The organism is Mesorhizobium sp. M0243 (assembly GCF_040321775.1).
In the GTDB taxonomy this organism is placed as follows: domain Bacteria; phylum Pseudomonadota; class Alphaproteobacteria; order Rhizobiales; family Rhizobiaceae; genus Mesorhizobium.
The window spans coordinates 61,124-84,567 of the sequence record NZ_JAMYSF010000026.1 but is presented as its reverse complement, the minus strand read 5'-3'; the positions used below and the strand labels follow the sequence as shown (position 1 = coordinate 84,567).

The following is a 23,444-nucleotide window of genomic DNA, read 5'->3' as shown; positions in this document are numbered from 1 at the left end:
GGTTCCGTCAACCCTTCATCATGTTCACGTCTTCGACCGCGATCGAGCCGCGGTTGCGGAAGAAGACGACGAGAATGGCAAGTCCGATGGCGGCCTCGGCCGCCGCGACCGTCAGCACGAACAGCGCGAACACCTGGCCGACCAGATCGCCCAGCGCCGCCGAAAAGGCGACGAAATTGATGTTGACCGCGAGCAGGATCAGTTCGACCGACATCAGGATGACGATGACGTTCTTGCGGTTCAGGAAGATGCCGAACACGCCGAGCGTGAACAGAACAGCCGATACGGTCAGATAATGTGCGATGCCGACAACCATCTCAGAGTCCCTCGCCTGTCTTGACCTTGCGGATTTCCATGCCGGTCGCCGGCGTGCGGCCGACCTGGGCCGCGATCGACTGCCGCTTGACGCCTGGCTTATGGCGCAGCGTCAGCACGATGGCGCCAATCATGGCGACCAGCAGGATGAGGCCCGAAATCTGGAAGTAGTAGAGGTAGTCGGTATACAGGATGTCGCCGAGCGCGGCGGTGTTGGTCCGCGTGGCGAGATCCGGAATGGGCTTGGAGACCGTCGAAGCGAGCTGCGGCGCGAACGTATAGCCGCCGAGAACGACGATCAGCTCCGCCGCCAGGATCAGCCCGACCAGCGCGCCGATCGGCGCATATTGCAGGGCGCCTTCCTTCATCTCGGCGAAATCGACGTCGAGCATCATGACGACGAACAGAAACAGCACCATCACCGCGCCGACATAGACGACGAGCAGGATCATCGCCAGGAACTCGGCCCCGGTCAGCATGAACAGGCCGGCGGCGTTGAAAAAGGTCAGGATCAGGAACAGCACCGAATGCACGGGGTTGCGCGACGAAATGACCATGAACGCCGACGCCACCGCGACAAAGGCGAAGAGGTAGAAAAAGGCCGCCTCTAGTCCACTCAACATTGGGGATCCCCCGGGTTCCTGTACGAACAGGACGCTCGTCCTGTTTGTTGTCTCTGGCCTGGTTCCGCCTCCGGTTCCAAAGCCGCGTTGTCCTAGCCCATGTTCCGATCGGGTTGAAAGGCCCGATCGAAAGAAACATGGGCCACTCTGTATTCCGGAGCATGATCTGGTCCGAAAAGTCCGCAACTTTTCGGGATCATCCTCTGGACGAGGCCCCTGCCCCGCCCATGCGTCAAATATCAGCGGTAGGGCGAGTCCAGCGAGATGTTGCGCGCCAGTTCGCGCTCCCACCGGTCGCCATTCGCCAACAGCTTGTCCTTGTCGTAGTAGAGTTCCTCGCGCGTCTCCGTCGCGAATTCGAAATTCGGCCCCTCGACGATGGCGTCGACCGGGCAGGCTTCCTGGCAGAAGCCGCAATAGATGCACTTCACCATGTCGATGTCGTAGCGAACCGTGCGGCGCGTGCCGTCATTGCGGCGCGGGCCGGCCTCGATGGTGATGGCCTGCGCCGGGCAGATCGCCTCGCACAATTTGCAGGCGATGCAGCGTTCCTCGCCATTGGGATAGCGGCGCAGCGCATGCTCGCCGCGGAAGCGCGGACTGGTCGGCCCCTTCTCGTGCGGATAATTGATCGTCTCTTTCGGCGCGAAGAACTGGCGCATCGACAGGAAGAAAGCGCTGACGAAATCCTGCAGCAGCAGCGATTTGGCGGCTTGGGAAAGAGCGGACATCACGCAAACCCCGTGATCTTGAGGAAGGCCGCGGTGGCGACCACCATGAACACCGAGATCGGCAGGAACACTTTCCAGCCAAGCCGCATCAATTGGTCGTAGCGGTAGCGCGGCACGAACGCCTTCACCATGGAGATGCCGAAGAACACGAAGCAGACTTTCAGCACGAACCAGATGACGCCCGGCACCCAGGTGAACGGCGCGAAGTCGAAGGGCGGCAGCCAGCCACCGAGGAACAGGATGGTGGCCAGCGCGCACATCAGCACGATGGCGACATACTCGCCGAGGAAGAACAAAAGGAACGGCGTCGACGAATATTCGACCATGTGGCCGGCGACCAGTTCCGATTCGGCTTCCACCAGATCGAAAGGCGGCCGGTTCGTCTCGGCCAGCGCCGAGATGAAGAAAATGATGAACATCGGAAACAGAGCCAGCCAGTTCCAGTCAAGGAACGTATTGGGCAGGCCAAGCCGCGTACCAATTCCATCATGCTGCGACAGCACGATATCGGTCAGATTGAGCGAGCCAGCGGTGAGCAGAACAGTGACGATGACGAAGCCGATCGAGACTTCGTAGGACACCATCTGAGCCGCCGAACGCAGCGCGCCGAGGAACGGATATTTCGAGTTTGACGCCCAGCCGCCCATGATCACGCCATAGACTTCGAGCGAGGAGATGGCGAAGACGTAGAGGATGCCGACATTGACGTTGGCGATCGCCCAGCCCTGATTGACCGGGATGACCGCCCAGGCCGAGATCGCCAGCACGGCCGAGACCAGCGGCGCCAGCAGGAACACGCCCTTGTTGGCGCCGGACGGGATGACCGGCTCCTTGAAGACGAATTTCAGCAGATCGGCGAAGGCTTGCAGCGTGCCCCAGGGGCCGACGACGTTCGGGCCACGGCGCAGTTGCACCGCCGCCCAGATCTTGCGGTCGGCATAGAGGATATAGGCGACGAAAATCAGCAGGATAACGATCAGCACGACCGATTTCAGCAGAATGATCAGCGCCGGCAGCACGTAGAAGGAGAAGAAAGTGTCCATGCTTATTCCGCCGCCTGCTTGAAGCCGCTCTTGGCCAGTGCCGAGCATTCCGCCATCACGGCCGATGCCCGCGCGATCGGGTTGGTCAGGTAGAAATCCGTCACCGGCGACGTAAAGGTGCCCTTGTTCAGCCGCCCGCCGAGCTTCGCCACCCCAGCGATGTCCTCGGCATTGCCGGCCGCGACCTGGTCGATACGGGCCAGATGCGGGTATTCGCCATAGAGCTTGGCGCGCAGTTGCGGCAGCGAATCGAACGGCAGTTTCTTGCCCAGCACATCCGACAGTGCCCGCAGGATCGCCCAGTCCTCGCGCGCCTCGCCCGGCGCGAAGCCGGCGCGGTTGGTCTGCTGCACACGCCCTTCGGTGTTGACATAGGTGGCCGACTTTTCCGTGTAGGCGGCCGCCGGCAGGATGACATTGGCGCGGTGCGCGCCCTGATCGCCATGCGTGCCGATATAGACGACGAAGGCGCCGCCGGTCTTGGCCATGTCGATCTCGTCGGCGCCGAGCAGGAACAGCAGCTCCATTTCGCCCAGCATGCCGGCAACGTTTCTGCCGCCCTCGCCCGGCACGAAGCCGAGATCGAGACCGCCGACGCGCCCGGCCGCATTGTGCAGCACGGCAAAGCCGTTCCAATCCGCGCGGGCAGCGTTGACGGCGGCGGCGAGCTTGGCCGCCTGACCGAGCACGGCCGCGCCATCGGCGCGCGCCAGCGCGCCCTGGCCGACGATGATCAGCGGATGCGTCGCCTTCTTCAGCACCTGGAAGAACTTGCCATTGCCGTCAGCCAAATCCTTCAGCGAATCCGGTCCGGCGCCCAGCTGTTCGTAGTCGTAGCGTGTGTCGCCGACATCGCCGATGACGCCAACCGGCAGATTGCCGGTCCGCCAGCGCTTGCGGATACGGGCGTTGAGCACCGAGGCTTCATAGCGCGGGTTGGCGCCGATGATCAGCACCGCATCGGCCTGCTCGATGCCTTCGATGGTCGGGTTGAAGATGTAGCTCGCACGGCCGAGCGCCGGGTCGAGTGCGGCGCCATCCTGGCGGCAATCCGTATTCTTCGAGCCGAGCGAAGCCATCAGCAGCTTGAGCGCATAGGTTTCCTCGACGGCGGCGAGATCGCCCGCGATAGCGCCGATCTTTTCGGGCGCCGTCTGCGACACCGCGTCCTTGATCGCGGCGAAGGCCTCGGCCCAGCTGGCGGCAACCAGCCTGCCGTCCTTGCGCACATAGGGGCGGTCGAGACGCTGCGTGCGCAGGCCGTCCCAGATGAAGCGGGTCTTGTCGGAGATCCACTCCTCGTTCACCGCCTCGTTGACGCGCGGCAGGATCCGCATCACTTCGCGGCCCCGGCTATCGACGCGAATCGCCGAGCCGACCGCATCCATCACGTCGATGGATTCGGTCTTGGTCAGCTCCCACGGTCGCGCCTGGAAGGCGAATGGCTTCGAGGTCAGCGCGCCGACCGGGCAAAGGTCGATGACATTGCCCTGCAGCTCCGAGGTCATCGCCTGTTCGAGATAGGTGGTGATCTCTGCATCCTCGCCACGGCCGATCAGGCCCAGTTCGGAAATGCCGGCGACTTCGGTGGTGAAGCGGACGCAGCGCGTGCAGTGGATGCAGCGATTCATCACCGTCTTGACCAGCGGTCCGATGTATTTGTCTTCGACCGCGCGCTTGTTCTCGTGATAGCGCGAGGAATCGACGCCGAAGGCCATCGCCTGGTCCTGCAGGTCGCATTCGCCGCCCTGATCGCAGATCGGGCAATCCAGCGGATGGTTGATCAGCAGGAACTCCATCACGCCTTCCCTGGCCTTCTTGACCATCGGCGTGTTGGTGAAGATTTCCGGCGCCTCGCCATTCGGCCCGGGACGCAGATCGCGCACGTTCATGGCGCAGGAGGCCTGGGGCTTGGGCGGCCCGCCCTTCACCTCGATCAGGCACATGCGGCAATTGCCGGCGATCGACAGCCGCTCATGGAAGCAGAAGCGCGGCACTTCCGCGCCAGCGTCTTCAGCCGCCTGCAGCAGCGTGTAGTGGTCGGGTACAGTGATCTCTTTCCCGTCGACCTTGAGCTTTGCCATTCGCCTCAAACCCCTGCGGAGTTCCCGCAATCTCTTTTTCCGGACGCGGTCGAGACCACGTCGGGCACTTCATTCACTTCTTGACGGCGAGCGCCGCCGCTTGGGCTGTCCAATCGTCGCGGCCGATGCGGCCGCCGAGCGACAGATAGTCCTCGACCCAGGCAACCTCTTGCGGCGTCCATGCCGCGATCTGGGCATACGTCCAGATGCCGAGGCCGTTGAGAACCTTTTCCAGCTTCGGCCCGATGCCCGAGATGGCCTTGAGACCCGCCGGTTTGGCCGGCTTCTCCATGGCGTTGGGCTGCCTGAAATCCTCGGGCATCAGCGCATCGCCGGCGCCGCCCGCAGCCGGAGCGGCATTCGCGGCCGGCACGGCAGTGGCGGCTTCCTTGGCGGCAATATCGGTGACCTCCCGGGCGAAGGACTGCGCCTCGGCAATCATGCTTTTCGCCGTCGCCCGTGCCTTGGTGGAGGAAGGACTTGGATCTTCGAACTGCGCGACGCGCGCCTCGAAATCATCGACGATCGGCTGCAGCAGCCGCTGCCAGGCTTCTGCGGCACCTGAAAGCGCACCCAGCCAGACGCCGAAAGCATGGTTGGCGAGCCCGAGGCCAAGCGCCGACATCGCCGCCGCACCCGCCACAGGATGCACGAAAAGGTTGACGGCGCTGGCCATCTCCTTCGGCATCATCCTGGTCAAGTCCTGGTTCATCTTCTCGATCTGGTCCAAATTGGGCATCAGCGGGTTCGAATACGGCGCCATAGAGTTCTCCTGGTCGTTTCTTCGTTCGCCCCGCCCTTCGCTGCGGACTTTCATCCGCATAAAACGTTCTTCTATTCCGCCGCCACCATCACAGGCTCCGCCCGGTGCGCATTGCGCGAAAACTCGTCGATGCGCCGCTCCACTTCGCCGCGGAAATGCCGCATCAGGCCCTGGATCGGCCATGCCGCCGCGTCGCCCAGCGCGCAGATCGTGTGGCCCTCGATCTGCTTGGTGACGTCGAGCAGCATATCGATCTCGCGCTTCTGCGCCTCGCCGCGCACCAGCCGTTCCATCACCCGCCACATCCAGCCGGTGCCTTCGCGGCATGGCGTGCACTGGCCGCAGCTCTCGTGCTTGTAGAAGTAGGAAAGCCGCGCAATCGCTTTCACGACATCGGTCGACTTGTCCATGACGATGACAGCCGCGGTTCCAAGGCCGGATTTGAGGTCGCGCAAGGCGTCGAAATCCATCGGCGCGTCGATGATCTGCTCGGCCGGCGCCAGCGGCACCGAGGCGCCACCCGGTATGACCGCCAAAAGATTGTCCCAGCCGCCGCGAATGCCGCCGCAATGCGTCTCGATGAGCTCGCGGAACGGGATCGACATCGCCTCCTCGACCGTGCACGGATTGTTGACGTGGCCGGAGATGCAAAACAGCTTGGTGCCGACATTGTTGGGCCGGCCGAAGGACGAGAACCAGGCCGCACCGCGGCGCAGGATGGTCGGCGCAACCGCGATCGATTCGACATTGTTGACCGTGGTCGGGCAGCCATAGAGGCCGACATTGGCAGGGAATGGCGGCTTCAGCCGGGGCTGGCCCTTCTTGCCTTCGAGGCTTTCGAGGAGCGCTGTCTCCTCGCCACAGATATAGGCGCCGGCGCCGTGGTGCATGTAGATGTCGAAATCGTAGCCGGACGTGTTGTTCTTGCCGATCAGCTTGGCCTCGTAGGCCTCCTCGATCGCGCGCTGCAGCGCCTCGCGCTCGCGGATGAACTCACCGCGCACATAGATGTAGGCGGCAATCGCGCCCATGGCGAAACCGGCAAGCAGCGCGCCCTCGACCAGCGTGTGCGGGTCGTTGCGCAGGATGTCGCGGTCCTTGCAGGTGCCGGGCTCGGATTCGTCGGCGTTGATGACGAGATAGCTCGGCCGGCCGTCGCTCTGCTTGGGCATGAACGACCATTTGAGCCCGGTCGGGAAGCCTGCGCCGCCGCGACCGCGCAGGCCCGACGCCTTCATCTCGTTGACGATCCACTCGCGCCCCTTGGCAACGATGCCGGGCGTGTTGTCCCAGGCGCCGCGTGCCATCGCGCCGGCCAGCGACTTGTCGAACAGGCCGTAGATATTGGTGAAGATGCGGTCTTTATCCCCGAGCATTTTTCGTCCCTCAGACCGGCTTCTTGCCGAAGACGCGGATGTATTCGGCCACGCCACCCTTGGCGAGCACCTTGGCCTGCTTGACCCAGTCGTCGCGATCGATGCGGCCCTGGAAAGAGAGATAGCCATCCACCCACTCGCGTTCGGCCTTCTTCCACGACGCGACCTGCGCGAAGGTAAAAATGCCCAGCGTATGCAGGATGCCCTCGATCTTGGGGCCGACGCCGGAGATCAGCTTTAGGTCATCGACCTGTACCGGTTTATCGATGCCGGCCGGACGGTTCTTGTCCTCGAGCGACGGTTTGGCCGGCTTGGCTGCCGGTACCTTGACCTCCGGCGCCTTGAAGGCGGATGCCGGCTCGGCCTTGGTTATTGGACCGTTGCGCTGCTTGGAAACCTGCTCGACCTTGGAGTCTGCCTTGTTGGCATTGGCGGCCGAATGCAGTGGGGCGGCAACGCTCGCCGCCTTTTCAACCGTCGGCGCGACCTTGGTTTTTGAAGGCGTCTTCAATGCCGGGCTGGTTTCAGGGGCGTCGGTCTTCGGCTTGCTGGTGTTGGACGGCGCGACAGGGGCCGCAGCCGGTGCCGGCACGGGCCCTGCGATGATCGCGTCGGGCGCCGCCCTGGCGGCCCTGGCCGCTTCCCTGGCTTCCCTTTCACGGGTCGACTTGAGGATCGCCTTTTCGCTCTTCAGCGTGGTGAGGCCGGAGGCCGGCTCCGAGCCGGTACGGCCGTTCTGCGGCCCCGGTTCCACCGAAGCACCCTTGCCGGCGTCATAGAGATCGATGATTTCAGCCAGGCGTTCCGGCGTCAGATCCTCGAACGTGTCCTTGAAGATCATGACCATCGGCGCGTTGACGCAGGCGCCAAGGCATTCGACCTCTTCCCAGGACAAGGTGCCTTTGTCGTTGGCGTGGAACTGGTCGTGATGGATCCTGGAGCGGCAGACATCCATCAGCGCTTCCGAACCGCGCAGCATGCAGGGCGTGGTGCCGCAGACCTGGATATGCGCACGCGTGCCGACCGGATTCAGCTGGTACTGCGTGTAGAAGGTCGCGACCTCGAGCCCGCGGATACGCGGCATGCCGAGCATGTCGGAGATCGTCTCGATCGCCGCCTTCGTCACCCAGCCTTCCTGCTCCTGTGCGATCATCAGCAGCGGGATGATGGCCGACTGCTCACGGCCCTTCGGATATTTCTTGATCCATTGCTTCGCAGCCGCGGCATTCGCCCGGTTGAAGGCGAAGGATGCTGGCTGGGCGCTGGCTTCTGCGAGACGGCGGACTGACATTTAGCGATCGACCTCACCAAACACGATGTCGAGGGAGCCGAGAACGGCGGTGACGTCGGCCAGCATGTGGCCGCGGCAGAGGAAATCCATCGCCTGCAGATGCGCGAAACCCGGCGCGCGCAGCTTGCAGCGGTAGGGCTTGTTGGAGCCGTCGGAAACCAGATAGACGCCGAATTCGCCCTTCGGCGCTTCGACGGCGGCATAGACCTCGCCGGCGGGTACACGATAACCCTCGGTGTAGAGCTTGAAGTGATGGATCAGCGCTTCCATCGAGCGCTTCATCGCCTGGCGCTTGGGCGGCACCACCTTGCCGTCGAGGTTCGACACCGGGCCGGCGCTTTCCTTGCCGAGCAGGAGATCGACGCACTGGCGCATGATCTTCGCCGACTGGCGCATTTCTTCCATGCGCACGAGGTAGCGGTCGAAACAGTCGCCGTTCTTGCCGATCGGAATGTCGAAATCCATTTCCGAATAGCATTCATAGGGCTGCGACTTGCGCAGGTCCCAGGCTGCACCCGAGCCACGCACCATCACGCCCGAAAAACCCCAGGCCCAGGCATCCGCCAGCGAGACGATGCCGATATCGACATTGCGCTGCTTGAAGATGCGGTTGCCGGTCAGCAACTGATCGAGGTCGTCGATCGACTTCAGGAACGGGTCGATCCACTTGCCGATGTCCTCGACCAGCTTCTGCGGCAGGTCCTGATGGACGCCGCCGGGACGGAAATAGGCGGCATGCATGCGCGAACCGGAGGCGCGCTCATAGAACACCATCAGCTTTTCGCGCTCGACGAAGCCCCACAGCGGCGGCGTCAGCGCGCCGACGTCCATAGCCTGCGTCGTCACATTGAGGATGTGCGACATGATGCGGCCGATTTCGCAATAGAGCACGCGGATCAGCTGCCCGCGCTTCGGCACTTCGATGCCGAGCAGGCGCTCGGCGGCGAGCGCGAAGGCGTGCTCTTGGTTCATCGGCGCGCAATAGTCGAGCCGATCGAGATAAGGGATCGCCTGCAAATAGGTTTTGGCTTCGATCAGCTTTTCGGTACCGCGATGCAAGAGCCCGATATGCGGATCGACGCGATCGACGACTTCGCCGTCCAGCTCCAGCACAAGGCGCAAAACGCCGTGCGCCGCAGGGTGTTGCGGGCCGAAATTGATGTTGAAGTTGCGGACCGAGGTTTCAGCCATTTACTGCTTTGCCTTCTCGTCACCCGGCAGCACGTAATCCGTACCTTCCCACGGGGACAAAAAATCGAAATTGCGGAATTCCTGCTTGAGCTCGACCGGCTCATAGATGACGCGCTTGGCCTCGTCGTCGTAACGCACCTCGACGAATCCGGTCAGCGGGAAATCCTTGCGTAGCGGATGGCCTTCGAAACCGTAGTCGGTCAGCAGGCGACGCAGATCGGGATGGCCCGAAAACAGCACGCCGTAGAGATCGTAGGTCTCGCGCTCGAACCAGTCGGCGCCGGGGAACACGCCGGTGATCGACGGCACCATGGTTTCCTCGTCGGCCTGCACCTTGACGCGGATGCGCACATTCTGCTTCGGCGACAACAGATGATAGACGACGTCGAAGCGCTTGGCCCGCGACGGATAGTCGGCGCCGCAGACGTCGATGATCGAGATGAACTGGCAGCGCGCATCGTCGCGCAGGAAGGTCATCACCTCGACCAGATCGCGCGGCTCGACGTGAACGGTAAGCTCGCCATAGGCAAGCACCCCGTCACTGAAGCGGCCAGGCAGCTTCTCGCCGAGATAGGTCGACAGTTCGCTCAGGGATGCGGTCATGGATTTACCGTTCGATCGTGCCGGTGCGGCGGATTTTCTTCTGCAGCAGAAGAATGCCGTACAGCAACGCTTCGGCGCTCGGCGGACAGCCGGGCACATAGATGTCGACCGGCACGATGCGGTCGCAGCCGCGCACCACCGAATAGGAATAATGGTAGTAGCCGCCGCCATTGGCGCAGGAGCCCATCGAGATGACGTAGCGCGGTTCCGGCATCTGGTCGTAGACCTTGCGCAGCGCCGGCGCCATCTTGTTGGTCAGCGTGCCGGCGACGATCATGATGTCGGACTGGCGCGGGGACGCACGCGGCGCGACGCCGAACCGCTCCGAATCATAGCGTGGCATCGAGGTGTGGATCATCTCGACCGCGCAGCAAGCGAGGCCGAACGTCATGAACATCAGCGACCCGCTGCGCGCCCAGGTGATGAGCGCCTCGGTCGAAGTGACCAAAAAGCCCTTGTCGGCCAACTCATTGTTGATCTCGAGGAAGAAGGGATCGTCCTCCCCCACCGGCCTGCCGGTGTTGGGATCGATAATACCCTTGGGCTTCGGCGCGACGAGGGTGCCTGAACTGTCGTTCAATCCCATTCCAGCGCTCCTTTTTTCCATTCATAGGCAAAGCCGATGGTCAGCACCGCCAAAAACACCATCATCGACCAGAAACCGAGCATGCCGATCTTCGAAAACGACACCGCCCACGGAAACAGGAAGGCCACTTCCAGGTCGAAGATGATGAACAGGATCGACACCAGGTAGAAACGGATGTCGAACTTCATGCGCGCGTCGTCGAACGAGTTGAAACCGCACTCGTAGGCGGAAAGCTTTTCGGGATCGGGATTGCGATAGGCCACCAGGAAGGGTGCGGCCAGCAACGCCAGGCCGACAACCAGCGCCACGCCTATGAACAGGACGATGGGCAGGTATGAGCTCAAGAGTGCGTTCATGCTCGGCTTTCCGTTGGCGCCAATCCACTTTGATTACAGCACCGGACCCTAATGCGGAAGCGTGACAGTTTAACCGCTGAACCGTTTTAAGGGCCTATGCTGCAACGCGGCGAGGGTTAGCGCAGCACTTCCAGCGAAGCAAGTCAAACCTTGTTCAAAACACCGACCTGGACGGCATATCGCGGCAAACTGGTCCGATCCGCTCCTGTTTGATTTCCTTCGCTTTTTACTCCACTTTTCTCTCCTGACATGGATGCCGCCAAAACCCTGCTAGCATGGGTTGGAATCAGCCATTCGACCCTCGGTCAAAACACTTCAAAGTGATGCCTGCATGAAGGAAAAGATCTCGCTCCCCACGGCCCGTCGCATCGCGCTTGCCGCCCAGGGGTTTCTCGATCCCCGCCCGACCGGCACGCCTGACCGCCGACATTTTGCCCGCACCCTCTCCCGCACCGGCCTGCTGCAGATCGATTCCGTCAGCGCGGTGGTGCGCGCTCATTATATGCCGCTCTATTCGCGCCTTGGCCCCTACCCGTTCTCGCTGCTCGACAACGCGGCCGTGACGCGCAAGCGCACGGTTTTCGAATACTGGGGGCACGAGGCCTCCTTCCTGCCGGTCGAGACATACCCGCTGATGCGCTGGCGCATGCAGCGCGCCGAGCGCGGCGACGAAATGTATCTGGGCCTCGCCAAATGGGGCCGCGAGCACGCCGCCTACATCGAAGAGATCTACCGCCAGGTCGCCGAGCGCGGCCCGATCGCCGCTTCCGCGCTCGAAGGCCAGAAAGGCTCGGGCGGCTGGTGGGGCTGGAGCCATGCCAAGCACGCCTTCGAATGGCTGTTCTGGGCCGGGCGCATCACCACGGCGCACCGCCGCGGTTTCGAGCGCTTCTATGACCTGCCCGAACGCGTGCTGCCGCAGGCGATCCTCGACCTTCCAGTGCCGACGCCTGAGGACGCGCACCGCGAATTGCTGCGCATTTCTGCCCGCGCCCACGGCGTGGCGACTTCAGGCGACCTGCGCGACTATTTCCGCCTGTCGCCGGCCGACATGAAGGGCCGGCTGGAGGAACTGGTTGAAACGGGCGAGCTGCTGCCGGTGCGTGTCGAAGGTTGGGACAAGCCGGCCTATCTTCATAAAGACGCCCGCCTGCCGCGCAAAGTCGAGGCCCGCGCCCTGCTGGCGCCGTTCGATCCGGTCGTCTTCGAGCGGTCGCGCACCGAGCGGCTGTTCGATTTCCACTACCGCATCGAGATCTACACGCCGGCCGACAAGCGGCAATATGGCTATTATGTCCTGCCGTTCCTGCTCGGCGACAGGATCGTGGCACGCGTCGACCTCAAGGCCGACCGTCCGGCCAGCATACTGCGCGTCCATGCGGCCTATGCGGAGCCCGGTGCACCGCCTGAAACCGCTGCAGAGCTGTTCGAGGAATTGAAGCAGATGCAGGGCTGGCTCGGACTCGAACGCATCGAAGTGACGCCTGCCGGGGATTTGGGTCCGGCGCTGCTGAGCGTGATCAGCGACGGGCGCTCTTGACATCAGCCGTCGGCTGCAGCCGTTTGAGGGAGTTTTGTCGGCCTAGGTTCAATGATGGCATCGCAAGAGGTTCTCGACCTGATCCACGAAGCGTTGATTGCGCATGGGATCAGCGCCATCCGTGGACAGAACGATGTCTGGATTGGACTGGAAGACCTGCGCTTTGAAGCCCAAGTTTTCGACAAGGAGCCGTCAGGCTCGGGTCGCAGGCTTGTTCTCGAAATCTACGTCTTCTCACCGTTGCTAGGCACTCAGCCGGTCATCGAATCTTTTGTTGGACTGGGCGACACGCGTGAACAGGCGATTTTCCAAGCATTCGGAAAATTCCTGATCGGTGTATTTCATGTGCTGATCGAGGGCCTTGCGGAGCATGTTTGCGAGAACATGCAAGCCCAGATTGCATTCTGGCAACGGAATGATGCTGGCTGGAAGATCTACGGTGGACCTGTGATCACACAGGCTGCAGTGGAATGCACTCTCAACCGGACATATCCAGCGTTTTATGCCCGCTTGGAAAAACTGTTCACGGCTAAGGTTCGCCCTGGCAGTCATTTCATCCGGATATTCCTGGCGAGCTATGGCGGAGCACTGGTCGGCAACGAAATTCTCCTGGACAACGAAACTTGGCCGGAAGGTCAAGAGCTCCTCGTTGATCAGGACTGGCACCACGGCGACGGGTACCAGGCGCTGCGTCAGGTCATCCTTGCGTTGCCGGGAGATAACAATTGAGCCAACGTACACAGGCTAGCGGATAAACAATGGATATCAAAGCCAGGCTGACCCAAGAGGTGCAGGAGTGCCTCGATAGGATTTCGTCCTTTTCATGGGACGTACATGCGCAGGCAATCCGAAAACGCTACCCTAGACCTGCTGGAGACACATTTGGCTTCAAAGTTGATGGCATTTACTTCGATGTGGGTGACAGCGCCGGATGGCTGGACCGGCAAGATGGAGATATCCTTCTGACGGCTTTCGTTACAGCTTTTCCTGATCCCAACAACGAAGATGGCATTCGCGAAGAGCGGTCAGTGGTAGTGAAGCGTCCCCGCCCCTGATTTCAGATTGCCCCTGCGTTGCGTTGACACCGCTGCCCGCAAAAGCCTAAATCCGGTTCAGATGGTCTCTTGCCCGCAACGGCAAGAGCTAAGAGGGAATGCGGTGCGGGGCAAAATCCCAAATCCGCGGCTGTCCCCGCAACTGTAAGCGAAGAGCCAAGGCCGAAAGCCACTGGGGAGTTCCCGGGAAGGCGGCTACCAAGGCGATGACCCGCGAGCCAGGAGACCTGCCGTCTGCGACTTTAGAATCCGATCGCCCGGCGGGTTTCCGGGCAAGGAGCCCGATCTTGGACCACGACAGCAGTTTTTCGGCTGGCACAGCGGATATTTCGTCCGGCCATGATGATGCCTTGGCCGGCGTCACCATCATCGTCTGCGCCTCCTGCCGCGATGAGACCGGCGCCGACGCTCATCCCCGCGCCGGCGAATTGCTGGCGGACGACACGCGCCGCGCCGCATCCGGCGACGACATCCGCATCCGCAGCGTCGAATGCCTCGGCAATTGCAAGCGCCGCCTCAGCGCCGCCATCCTGCGCGACGGGTGCTGGAGCTATGTCTTCGGCGACCTGACCACGACCAGCGGCGCCGACCTCGTGACAGGCGCCAAGCTCTTCGCCACCTCGAAGGACGGCCTGATTCCATGGCGCGGCCGCCCCGATAGCCTGAAGCGTGGCCTCGTTGCCCGCATCCCTCCCTTAGACCTGCTGAAGGATTGACCATGACTGCCCCAGATTCGCCTGCGAACCTCTCCCGCGTTCCCTGCACCGTCGTCACCGGCTTCCTCGGCGCCGGCAAGACGACGCTGGTCCGCCATCTCCTGGAAAACGCCGGCGGCAAGCGCATTGCCATCATTGTCAACGAATTCGGCGACATCGGCATCGATGGCGAGATCCTCAAGGGCTGCGGCATAGACACCTGCCCGGAGGAAAACATCGTCGAACTGGCCAATGGCTGCATCTGCTGCACCGTCGCCGACGATTTCGTCCCGGCGCTCGACAAGATCCTCGCGCTGACGCCGAGGGTCGACCACATCCTGATCGAGACTTCGGGCCTGGCGCTGCCCAAGCCGCTGGTCCAGGCGTTTCAATGGCCGAGCGTAAAGAGCCGCGTCACAGTCGACGGCGTCATCGCCGTGGTCGACGGGCCGGCATTGGCCGAAGGCCGCGTCGCCAACGACATGGATGCTTTGCAGGCGCAGCGCGCCGGGGACGAGACGCTCGACCATGACGATCCGGTGGAAGAAGTGTTCGAGGATCAGATCGCCTGCGCCGACCTGATCATCCTGTCGAAAAGCGACCTGATGGACGCCGCCGGCACCGCCCGCGCCAACGCCATCATTGGCGAACACTCCGCCCGCGCCGTGAAGATCGTGCCGACGTCGCATGGCAAGGTCGATCCCTCCGTGCTGCTCGGGCTCGGTCTCGCCGTCGAGGACGACATCGAAAACCGCAAGTCCCACCATGACGGCGCATTCGACCATGAGCATGACGACTTCGACACGTTCATTGTCGACATTGCCTCGATCGCCAATCCCGATGAACTGGCAAAGCGTGTCGCCACAGTCGCCGAAGAAGAAAACGTGCTGCGTGTAAAAGGCTTCGTCGAGGTCGGTGGCAAGCCGATGCGGCTCTTGCTGCAGGCCGTCGGGCCGCGCGTCAATCATTACTATGACCGCGCCTGGACCGCGCAGGACGACCGCCGCTCGCGTCTCGTCGTCATCGGCCTGAAGGGGCTGAACCGCCCGGCGATCGAGCGTATACTCGCCGGCTGATCTCGGACACGGGTTGCGATGCACATCCTCACCACGACATCCGCCTCGCTCGACGACCTCGCCGAGCCGGTCGATCTGCGGCAGACGCCGGCGGATATCGTGGCCCTGTCCTTCACCGACAGCGACCTCGCCGGACTGGCGGCAGCCTGGAAGGCCGATGCCGGCCGCCTGCCCTCGATGCGGCTGGCTGCCCTGCGTGACCTGCGCCATCCCATGTCCGTCGACCTCTGGGTCGACAGCGTCGCCCGCCACGCCAAGGTCATCCTCGTGCGCATCCTCGGCGGCTACGACTGGTGGCGCTACGGCTGCGACCAGCTTGCCTCGACCGCTCGCGCACACGGCATAAAGCTGGCGCTGCTGCCCGGCGAATGCCGCGACGAGGATCTGCGCCTGATCGAAGCCTCGACGCTGCCGCGCGAGGAGCTCGATGGCCTGCTCGACTATTTCCGCGAGGGCGGCCCGGCGAATATGAGCGCGCTGGTGCGGAGATTGGCGGGGCTGGCTGGATCGGATGCGGACGTAGCAGAGCCGGTTCCAGTGCCGAAAGCCGGGTTTTATGAGCCAGGACTTGGGGTCGTTGGTGATCCTTCACACCCCCCTCTGTCCTGCCGGACATCTCCCCCGCAAGGGGGGAGATCGGACTGCATCAAAGCCGGCTCTTTTCCCGTTTCATTAGAAGCTGACGCGTCCGCAACCTCGACAATTGGCGAAATCTCCAATGACAGCGCAATCTCCCCCCTTGCGGGGGAGATGTCCGGCAGGACAGAGGGGGGTGTGAAGGAACTCGACGCTGACAACGTCAACGCTCCTATCATCCCCATCCTGTTCTATCGCTCGATGCTATTGGCCGCCGATGTCGCGCCCATCGATGCGCTTTTCGAAGCGCTCCGCCAGCGCGGCATCAATCCGGTCCCAATCTTCGTCTCCAGCCTCAAGGACCCCGCATCCCTGGCCTTCGTGGAAACAGCACTCGCCTCGCTGAAACCCGCCGCCATCATCACCGCGACCGCTTTCGCGTCCGGCGCCGAACCCGGCAATGAGACCCTGTTCGACCGCGCCGGCGTGCCCGTCTTCCAGGTCATCGTCGCCACCACCCGCCGCGACGTCTGGGAGACCAACCAGCGCGGCCTGGCGCCCGCCGACCTCGCCATGCATGTCGTGCTGCCCGAACTCGACGGCCGCATCCTGGCCGGCGCCATTTCCTTTAAGGGCGAGAGCGAGATCGATCCAGCACTTGGCCACCGCGCCTTTGCCAACCGGCCGGAACCGGATCGTGTGGCGCAAGTGGCTGACCGCGTCGCGGCCTTTATCCGCCTGCAGGAGACAGCCCGCGCCGAACGCAAGCTGGCCATCCTGATGCCGGATTATCCCAGTGCCCCCGGCCGCACCGGCTACGCCGTGGGTTTGGATGTCCCGTCCAGCGTGCTGGCCATGCTGCAGGACCTCAGCGAACAGGGCTATGTCGTTGAGGGGATTCCGCAAACGCCGCGTGAGTTGCTGGCGCGGCTGGGCCAGGGCGGGCATGGCTTGGCCTTGAGGGATTATGTGGAGTTCTCGAAGGCATTGCCGTCTGCAGCAATTGCTGCCGTAGATGCAGCTTGGAAGGCTGAATATGAGATAGGTTTGTGCGAGGCCCCCCCCTCTGTCCTGCCGGACATCTCCCCCGCAAGGAGGGAGATCGGCAGTTCCGCCATCGGCGCTCATTCTGCGACGTTCGTAGCTGGCGAAAGCGGCAATGAGAGCTCAATCTCCCCCCTTGCGGGGGAGATGTCCGGCGGGACAGAGGGGGGCGCCTCGCGCCAAAGCTTCCCCTTCCGCGCTGCCACCTTCGGCAACATCACGGTCGCCCTCGCCCCAGACCGCGGCCGCTCCGTCGACCGCCGCGCCGACTACCACGACCCGACGCTCCCGCCGCGCCATGCGCTGATCGCCTTCGGCCTGTGGCTGCGCAAATCGCTCGGCGTCCATGCGCTCGTCCATGTCGGCGCGCATGGCACGCTGGAGTGGCTGCCGGGCAAGACCGTTGCGCTTTCGGAGAACTGCTTTCCCGAGATCGTCACCGGCGCCATGCCCGTCATCTATCCCTTCATCGTCTCCAACCCCGGCGAAGCGGCGCAGGCCAAGCGGCGCATTGCCGCCGTCACCCTTGGCCACCTGCCGCCGCCACTGACCGATGCCGAGCTGGACGAGAACCAGCACAAGCTGGAACGGTTGGTCGACGAATACGCCCAGGCCGACGGGCTCGACCGCCGCCGCCGCGACCGCCTTGCCAAGCTGATCGTCGAGACGGCGCAGAAGACCGGCCTCGCTTCCGAAGCCGGCGTCGCCACGACCGACGCGCCCGACGAAGCGTTGCGCCGCATCGACGCCTGGCTCTGCGACCTCAAGGATTTTGCCATCAAGGACGGGCTGCATATCTATGGCCGCGCCCCTGAGGACGAGCCCGACGCCATGCGGCGCCAGAGTGCGGCAGCCGAGAAGGCGGCGCTGCTCGCCGCACTCGATGGCCGCCACGTCAAGGCCGGCCCGGCCGGCGCGCCCGCGCGGGGTCGCTCGGACGTTCTGCCCACCGGCCGCAATTTGTTCACCTCGGACCCGCGCACCATGCCGACGCCGACCGCCTATGATCTGGGCAAGGCAGCGGCGGAGGAAGTGGTGCGCGGCTACATGCAATCGCATGGCGACTGGCCGCGCTCGCTGGTCATCGATCTCTGGGGCTCGGCCTCACTGCGCACCGGCGGCGAGGAGATCGCGCAAGGATTGGCGCTGATGGGCTGCCGGCCGCAATGGGATTCGGCGACCGGCCGCATCACCGGCATCGAGGTATTGCCTCCCGCCGCACTCGGCCGGCCGCGCGTCGATGTCACCTGGCGCATATCAGGCCTGTTCCGTGACATGTTCCCGACCCAGATCGCGCTGATCGATGCCGCCGCCAACGCCGTTGCCGTCCGCGACGAGGAGGATTCGGAAAACCCGCTCGCAGCCAAAACCCGTGCCGACGGCAAGCTCAGCCCGCGCATCTTCGGCACCTCGCCCGGCACCTATGGCGCCGGCGTCGAGGATCTTTTGTCCAGCGGTGACTGGGGAGTGCGCGAAGAGGTCGGCCGCGCCTATCTCGACGCGACCTCGCATGCCTATGGCGGCGCAGAAGGCGAAGGCGTCTCTGCGCCCGGCGCCTTCGAGGACCGCATCGCCGAGGCCGATCTTCTCGTCCACACCGGCGACGACCCCGGTCGCGACATCCTCGAAGGTTCCGCCGACGTCGCCTTCATCGGCGGCTTTTCGGCTGCCTTGGCGACGCTCGGCAGGAATGCCGACGTCATCGTGCTCGACACCACGGACCCGCAAAAGCCGAAGCCGCGCTCGGTCAGCGAAGCCGTATCGCGGGTGGTGCGCGCCCGCGCCGTCAATCCTCGCTTCATAACGGGACAAATGCGTCACGGCCCGCGTGGCGCCTCCGAATTTGCCGAAACCGTCGACCGGCTGGTCGCCTTTGCCGAAACCACGCATGCCATATCGGGCACGCTGATCGAGGCGGTTCATGACGCCTATCTCGGCGATCCACTGGTCCGCGCCTTCATCCTGCGCGAGAACCCCGCCGCTGCCAAAGTCATCGCCGAGCGCTTCCTGTCGGCGCGCCGGCGTGGCCTGTGGCACCCCTTGCGCAATTCCATCGACGACGACCTCGCCGCCCTGGTTGCCGAGGCAGAAGCGCTTGGGGTGGCGGCATGAACGCCTTCTCGCGTCGCGGCGCCTGCCCGGCTTTGTCGGCGCCAATGCAAACCGGCGACGGGCTTTTGGTGCGGCTCAACCCGGTTGTTGGAGGCCCGTCTTCTGGAGGATTGTCGCCGAAGCTTTTGATCGGGTTAGCCGAATCGGCTTTGCGGCATGGCAACGGCATCATGGAAGTCACCGCGCGCGGCAGCCTGCAGATACGCGGGCTGACGGCGGACAGCGCGGCGTTGCTGGCGGCGGAGGTCGATGCGCTTGATATCGCGGTGCGCACCGGCGTGCCGGTCGAGACCGGGCCGCTGGCCGGCATCGATCCGCAAGAGATTGCCGATCCCAAGCCGCTGGCTGAGCGGATCAGGGCTGCGATTGACGAGGCTGGGCTGACGCAACGGCTCGGGCCGAAGGTTTCCGTGATTGTCGATGGCGGTGGGCAGTTGACCATGGATGCGGTGACGGCCGATGTGCGGCTGAAGGCGGTGCGGGCCAGCGCTGGCGTGCTGTGGGCTGTGTCTGTTTCAGGTGACGGCCAAAGCGCGAGGCCGCTTGCGACGGTCGATGACGATGTAGCGCGCGATATTGCCGTTGCGGTGCTCAGGATGATTGCCGAGAAGAGTCGGGAGGCGCATGCGAGGGATTTGACGGACCGCCAATTGGCCTCTCTCGCAGGTTGGCACTCCGTCACACCCCCCTCTGTCCTGCCGGACATCTCCCCCGCAAGGGGGGAGATCGGCAGTTCCGACGCCGGCTCTCGTCCTGCAACATCGGCGGTGGACGTGACGTCGGCAATTGGCGAAAGCGCCGATGACGGCTCAATCTCCCCCCTTGCGGGGGAGATGTCCGGCAGGACAGAGGGGGGTGTGCAGGATCGCCGACCTATCGGTCTTTTCTCTTTATCGACCGACCACGCCCTCGGCATCGCCCTCCCCTACGGCAGCATGCCGGCGGACAAAATCATCTCTCTCGCCCAGAGTGCCCTCACCCTCGGCACCACCGAAATCCGCCTCGCCCCCGGCCGTGCCCTGCTTTTCCTTGGTCAACCAACCGCCGCCAACCAAACCCTTCAGCACACCGCCGCCACCCTCGGCTTCGTCACCGCCCCCACCGACCCGCGCACGCGCATCGCCGCTTGCCCCGGCACACCGGCCTGCGCCTCCGGCCGCATCGCCACGCGCGACATTGCCGAGACGATTGCCGCTGAAACTGCCGACATCCCAGACCTCACCCTGCACATTTCCGGATGCGCCAAGGGCTGCGCCCATCCCGGCCCGACAGCCCTAGCGATAGTCGGCGGCGAAAACGGAGCCGGACTTGTCGTGAACGCGACGGCAAAGGCCCTTCCTGCGGGCTACAGGCCGGGCTATGACGCCGCGCGCGGCATCAGCCGCGTCGCGGCAATGATCCGCAGCACACGATATCAAGGCGAAACCGCCGCCGCTTGCCTGGCAAGGCTCGGACCGGCCGGTGTCGCCGAGGCTTACCGACAGGCCCAAACTGAAAAACGGAAATGAGCATGGCCGCCTACGACTATATCCATGACGGCACGGCGATCTACGAGCGCTCCTTCGCCATTATCCGCGCCGAGGCCGATCTGTCGCGCTTCTCCGAGGCCGAGGCCGATGTCGCCATCCGCATGATCCATGCCTGCGGCCAGGTCGAAGCTTCAAGTCATTTCGTCTTCTCCACCGATTTCGTTGCCGCCGCGCGCACCGCTTTGGCGGCTGGCGCGCCAATTTTCTGCGACGCGGAAATGGTCTCGCATGGCGTCACCCGCGCCAGGCTGCCGGCCGGCAACGAGGTGATCTGCACCTTGCGCGACCCGCGCACGCACGACATCGCCAGGGAGATCGGCAACACCCGTTCGGCCGCCGCGATCGACCTGTGGGGCGAGCGCATGGCCGGCTCGCTGGTCGCCATCGGCAATGCGCCGACCGCGCTCTTCTATCTCCTGGAAAAACTGCGCGACGGCGCGCCGAAGCCAGCGGCCATCATCGGCATGCCGGTCGGCTTCGTCGGCGCGGCCGAATCCAAGGATGCTTTGGCCGAGAATTCCTATGGCGTTCCCTACGCCATCGTGCGCGGCCGGCTCGGTGGCAGCGCCATGACCGCCGCCGCGCTCAATTCATTGGCGAGGCCGGGCCTGTGAACGCCTTTCTCAAAGGCCGTCTCATCGGCGTCGGCACCGGTCCCGGCGACCCCGAACTGCTGACGCTAAAAGCCGCGCGCGTCTTGGCGGAAGCCGATGTCGTGGCCTATTTCGCCAAGCGCGGCAACAACAGCAACGCGCGTGCCATCGTCGAAACACGCTTCCGGCCGGATATGCTGGAACTGCCGCTGCTCTATCCCGTCACCACCGAAATCGACAAGGATCACGACGACTACCGTTCGCAGATCACGGCTTTCTACGAGGAGTCGGCCGAGAAGGTCGCCGAACATCTTGAGGCAGGCAAAATGGTTGCCGTGCTGTCCGAGGGCGACCCACTGTTCTACGGCTCCTACATGCATCTGCATGTGCGGCTCGCTCATCGCTTCCCGACCGAAGTCATTCCCGGAATCACCGCCATGTCCGGCTGCTGGTCGCAGACTGGTGTTCCGATCGTCCAGGGCGACGATGTGCTGACGGTGCTGCCCGGCACGATGAGCGAGTTCGAGCTGACGCGCCGGCTGGCTGACACCGATGCCGCCGTCATCATGAAGGTCGGCCGCAACCTGCCCAAGATCAGGCGTGCGCTGGAGGCTACGGCCAAGCTGTCGCGCGCCGTCTATGTCGAGCGCGGCACCATGGCCGGCAGCGTGTCGATGAAGCTTGCCGACAAGCCGGACGACAAGGCCCCCTATTTCGCCATCGTGCTGGTCGCCGGCTGGTCCGGCCGCCCCGGCGCTTTGGGAGCGCAAGCATGAGCGGCCGTCTCACCGTCATCGGGCTTGGCCCCGGCAATACCGATCAGGTCACGCCGGAAGCCAGCCGCGCCGTCGCCGAGGCCAAATTCTTTTACGGCTACAAACCCTATCTCGACCGGCTGGAATTGCGCCCGGATCAGACCCGCGTCGCTTCCGACAATCGCGAGGAACTTGCCCGCTCCAAGGACGCACTGGTCAAAGCCGCCGAGGGCCACGACGTCGCGGTGGTTTCCGGTGGCGATCCCGGCGTGTTCGCGATGGCGGCGGCCGTCTGCGAGGCGATGGAGGCCGGACCGGCCGAATGGCGCGCGGTCGATGTCGCTGTGGTGCCCGGCATCACCGCCATGCTGGCGGTCGCCGCCCGCATCGGCGCGCCGCTTGGCCATGATTTCTGCGCCATCTCGCTGTCCGACAATCTCAAGCCGTGGGAGCTGATCGAATTGCGTCTGCTGGCGGCGGCCGGCGCCGGCTTCGTCATCGCGCTCTACAACCCGATCAGCAAGGCACGCCCCTGGCAGCTCGGCCGCGCCTTCGAGTGCCTCACTGCCATCCTGCCGGGCACCACGCCGGTGATTTTCGGCCGCGCCGCCGGCCGCCCGGACGAGCGCATCGAGGTCTACCTGCTGGCCGATGTCGAGGCTGAAAAGGCGGACATGGCGACCTGCATCATCATCGGCTCGCCGGAAACCCGCATCATCAAGCGCGCTGAGAAGCCGGCGCTGGTTTACACGCCGCGCTCGTCCACGGGGCGGACAAAATGATCGACCATCACGGTCAGCGCTTCAACGCTTTCAGCCGCGGGAACATCCGGCAAGGTTGGCCGTTGGATCATGACCACCTCGAGATCAAGCGCCCGCGCCGCGGCGATCTTGCCATAAGTCGCTTCGCCGCCGCTGTTCTTGGACACGACGACATCGATGCGTTGCTTTTCGAGCAGCGCGCGTTCCTCCGCCTCACGAAACGGGCCACGGGCCAGAAGATAGCTCGCATCCGGCACGGCAAGCTTGGGCTCGATCGCGTCGACGCTGCGGACGAGATAATGATGCTGGGGCGCAGCTTCGAAAGCGGCGACCTCTTGCCGGCCCAGCGCCAGGAAAACACGGCGCGGCGCCAGTCCAAGTGCTCGCGCGGCATCGCCGGATGTATTGACCTCAGTCCAGCGGTCGCCTTCGACAGGCTCCCAGCCGGGGCGTCGCAGCGCAAGGATCGGCACACCGGCCGCGCGCGCGGCTTGCGCCGCATTGGCGGAGATCTGCGCCGCATACGGGTGCGTCGCGTCGATCAGCAGGTCGATAGGCTCTTTCCGCAGATAGTCGGCCAGCCCATCGGCACCGCCAAAGCCTCCGCTTCGCACCGGCACGCCTTGCGCGACCGGGCTTTCAGTGCGGCCAGCCAGCGACAGCGTGACCGAGGCGCGCGCCGCCAGTTTTCCGGCCAGTTGCCGGGCTTCGGTGGTGCCGCCGAGGATCAGAATACGGTGGGTCAT

At 64.0% G+C, this 23,444-nt stretch carries 23 protein-coding genes and 1 riboswitch; of the genes, 10 read left to right on the top strand and 13 right to left on the bottom strand.

The annotated features are described in order from the left end of the window. Nucleotides 1–7 precede the first annotated feature (7 nt). The 12 genes from nuoK to NKJ11_RS26750 all read right to left on the bottom strand — a co-directional run bounded on the left by nuoK (nt 8) and on the right by NKJ11_RS26750 (nt 10,962). On the bottom strand, nt 8–316 hold the full coding sequence (nuoK, locus tag NKJ11_RS26805) for an NADH-quinone oxidoreductase subunit NuoK (RefSeq protein WP_010910101.1): 309 nt from the start codon (nt 314–316) through the stop codon (nt 8–10). 1 nt (nt 317) lies between these two features. Further along, on the bottom strand, nt 318–938 hold the full coding sequence (locus tag NKJ11_RS26800; protein WP_023812381.1) for an NADH-quinone oxidoreductase subunit J: 621 nt from the start codon (nt 936–938) through the stop codon (nt 318–320). A gap of 239 nt (nt 939–1,177) precedes the next feature. After that, nucleotides 1,178–1,669, bottom strand: coding sequence for an NADH-quinone oxidoreductase subunit NuoI (gene nuoI, locus NKJ11_RS26795; protein ID WP_023812382.1), 492 nt, complete (start codon nt 1,667–1,669; stop codon nt 1,178–1,180). Then, nucleotides 1,669–2,712, bottom strand: a complete 1,044-nt coding sequence (gene nuoH, locus NKJ11_RS26790; protein WP_352794696.1) for an NADH-quinone oxidoreductase subunit NuoH — start codon at nt 2,710–2,712, stop codon at nt 1,669–1,671. Before nuoH ends, nuoI begins: the two co-directional genes overlap by 1 nt. Nucleotides 2,713–2,714: 2 nt before the next feature. Beyond that, nucleotides 2,715–4,796 (bottom strand): NADH-quinone oxidoreductase subunit NuoG, encoded by a 2,082-nt coding sequence (gene nuoG, locus NKJ11_RS26785; RefSeq protein ID WP_352794695.1) that lies wholly within the window; start codon nt 4,794–4,796, stop codon nt 2,715–2,717. A gap of 73 nt (nt 4,797–4,869) precedes the next feature. Next, nucleotides 4,870–5,559 carry a helix-hairpin-helix domain-containing protein gene (locus tag NKJ11_RS26780; RefSeq protein ID WP_352794694.1) on the bottom strand — a complete coding sequence of 230 codons (690 nt, stop codon included), beginning with the start codon at nt 5,557–5,559 and terminating at the stop codon, nt 4,870–4,872. Nucleotides 5,560–5,630: 71 nt separating this feature from the next. Beyond that, entirely contained in the window at nt 5,631–6,935 is a 1,305-nt protein-coding gene (nuoF, locus tag NKJ11_RS26775; RefSeq protein WP_352794693.1) for an NADH-quinone oxidoreductase subunit NuoF, read from the bottom strand. A 10-nt stretch (nt 6,936–6,945) separates the two neighbouring features. Then, the gene (locus tag NKJ11_RS26770; RefSeq protein WP_352612434.1) at nt 6,946–8,226 is read right to left on the bottom strand and encodes an NADH-quinone oxidoreductase subunit E; all 1,281 of its coding nucleotides are present in this window, start codon (nt 8,224–8,226) and stop codon (nt 6,946–6,948) included. Further along, nucleotides 8,227–9,417, bottom strand: a complete 1,191-nt coding sequence (locus tag NKJ11_RS26765) for an NADH-quinone oxidoreductase subunit D (protein ID WP_352632380.1) — start codon at nt 9,415–9,417, stop codon at nt 8,227–8,229. Beyond that, nucleotides 9,418–10,020, bottom strand: a complete 603-nt coding sequence (locus tag NKJ11_RS26760) for an NADH-quinone oxidoreductase subunit C (RefSeq protein WP_127293230.1) — start codon at nt 10,018–10,020, stop codon at nt 9,418–9,420. Between the two features lie 4 nt (nt 10,021–10,024). Next, nucleotides 10,025–10,606, bottom strand: coding sequence for a NuoB/complex I 20 kDa subunit family protein (locus NKJ11_RS26755; protein WP_013531090.1), 582 nt, complete (start codon nt 10,604–10,606; stop codon nt 10,025–10,027). Next, nucleotides 10,597–10,962, bottom strand: a complete 366-nt coding sequence (locus NKJ11_RS26750; protein WP_010910112.1) for an NADH-quinone oxidoreductase subunit A — start codon at nt 10,960–10,962, stop codon at nt 10,597–10,599. Before NKJ11_RS26750 ends, NKJ11_RS26755 begins: the two co-directional genes overlap by 10 nt. Nucleotides 10,963–11,293: 331 nt before the next feature. Here NKJ11_RS26750 and NKJ11_RS26745 point away from each other — a divergent pair, with 331 nt between their 5' ends. The 10 genes from NKJ11_RS26745 (at nt 11,294) to NKJ11_RS26700 (ending at nt 22,719) form a co-directional block, all read left to right on the top strand. Further along, nucleotides 11,294–12,502, top strand: a complete 1,209-nt coding sequence (locus tag NKJ11_RS26745) for a winged helix-turn-helix domain-containing protein (RefSeq protein WP_352794692.1) — start codon at nt 11,294–11,296, stop codon at nt 12,500–12,502. A gap of 51 nt (nt 12,503–12,553) precedes the next feature. Next, nucleotides 12,554–13,231, top strand: a complete 678-nt coding sequence (locus NKJ11_RS26740; protein ID WP_352794691.1) for a DUF6348 family protein — start codon at nt 12,554–12,556, stop codon at nt 13,229–13,231. Between the two features lie 29 nt (nt 13,232–13,260). Continuing rightward, nucleotides 13,261–13,557 carry a hypothetical protein gene (locus NKJ11_RS26735; RefSeq protein WP_352612427.1) on the top strand — a complete coding sequence of 99 codons (297 nt, stop codon included), beginning with the start codon at nt 13,261–13,263 and terminating at the stop codon, nt 13,555–13,557. Between the two features lie 45 nt (nt 13,558–13,602). Then, nucleotides 13,603–13,806: riboswitch (cobalamin riboswitch) on the top strand. Between the two features lie 38 nt (nt 13,807–13,844). After that, nucleotides 13,845–14,273 carry a DUF1636 family protein gene (locus NKJ11_RS26730; RefSeq protein ID WP_352439823.1) on the top strand — a complete coding sequence of 143 codons (429 nt, stop codon included), beginning with the start codon at nt 13,845–13,847 and terminating at the stop codon, nt 14,271–14,273. Nucleotides 14,274–14,275: 2 nt separating this feature from the next. After that, a complete protein-coding gene (gene cobW, locus NKJ11_RS26725; protein ID WP_352612425.1) occupies nt 14,276–15,328 on the top strand; it encodes a cobalamin biosynthesis protein CobW in 1,053 nt (350 codons plus the stop codon). 18 nt (nt 15,329–15,346) lie between these two features. After that, entirely contained in the window at nt 15,347–19,060 is a 3,714-nt protein-coding gene (locus tag NKJ11_RS26720) for a cobaltochelatase subunit CobN (RefSeq protein WP_352794690.1), read from the top strand. Next, nucleotides 19,057–20,568 (top strand): precorrin-3B synthase, encoded by a 1,512-nt coding sequence (gene cobG, locus NKJ11_RS26715; RefSeq protein ID WP_352794689.1) that lies wholly within the window; start codon nt 19,057–19,059, stop codon nt 20,566–20,568. The genes NKJ11_RS26720 and cobG overlap by 4 nt, the downstream gene beginning before the upstream one ends. A gap of 2 nt (nt 20,569–20,570) precedes the next feature. Further along, a complete protein-coding gene (locus NKJ11_RS26710) occupies nt 20,571–21,203 on the top strand; it encodes a precorrin-8X methylmutase (protein ID WP_352723154.1) in 633 nt (210 codons plus the stop codon). Beyond that, nucleotides 21,200–21,958 carry a precorrin-2 C(20)-methyltransferase gene (locus NKJ11_RS26705; RefSeq protein ID WP_352794688.1) on the top strand — a complete coding sequence of 253 codons (759 nt, stop codon included), beginning with the start codon at nt 21,200–21,202 and terminating at the stop codon, nt 21,956–21,958. Before NKJ11_RS26710 ends, NKJ11_RS26705 begins: the two co-directional genes overlap by 4 nt. Further along, nucleotides 21,955–22,719 carry a precorrin-3B C(17)-methyltransferase gene (locus NKJ11_RS26700; protein ID WP_352794687.1) on the top strand — a complete coding sequence of 255 codons (765 nt, stop codon included), beginning with the start codon at nt 21,955–21,957 and terminating at the stop codon, nt 22,717–22,719. The genes NKJ11_RS26705 and NKJ11_RS26700 overlap by 4 nt, the downstream gene beginning before the upstream one ends. On the opposite strand, the gene NKJ11_RS26695 is transcribed toward NKJ11_RS26700, so the two are convergent. Beyond that, nucleotides 22,683–23,444, bottom strand: coding sequence for a cobalt-precorrin-6A reductase (locus tag NKJ11_RS26695; protein ID WP_352794686.1), 762 nt, complete (start codon nt 23,442–23,444; stop codon nt 22,683–22,685). The two genes, NKJ11_RS26700 and NKJ11_RS26695, sit on opposite strands and share 37 nt — an antisense overlap.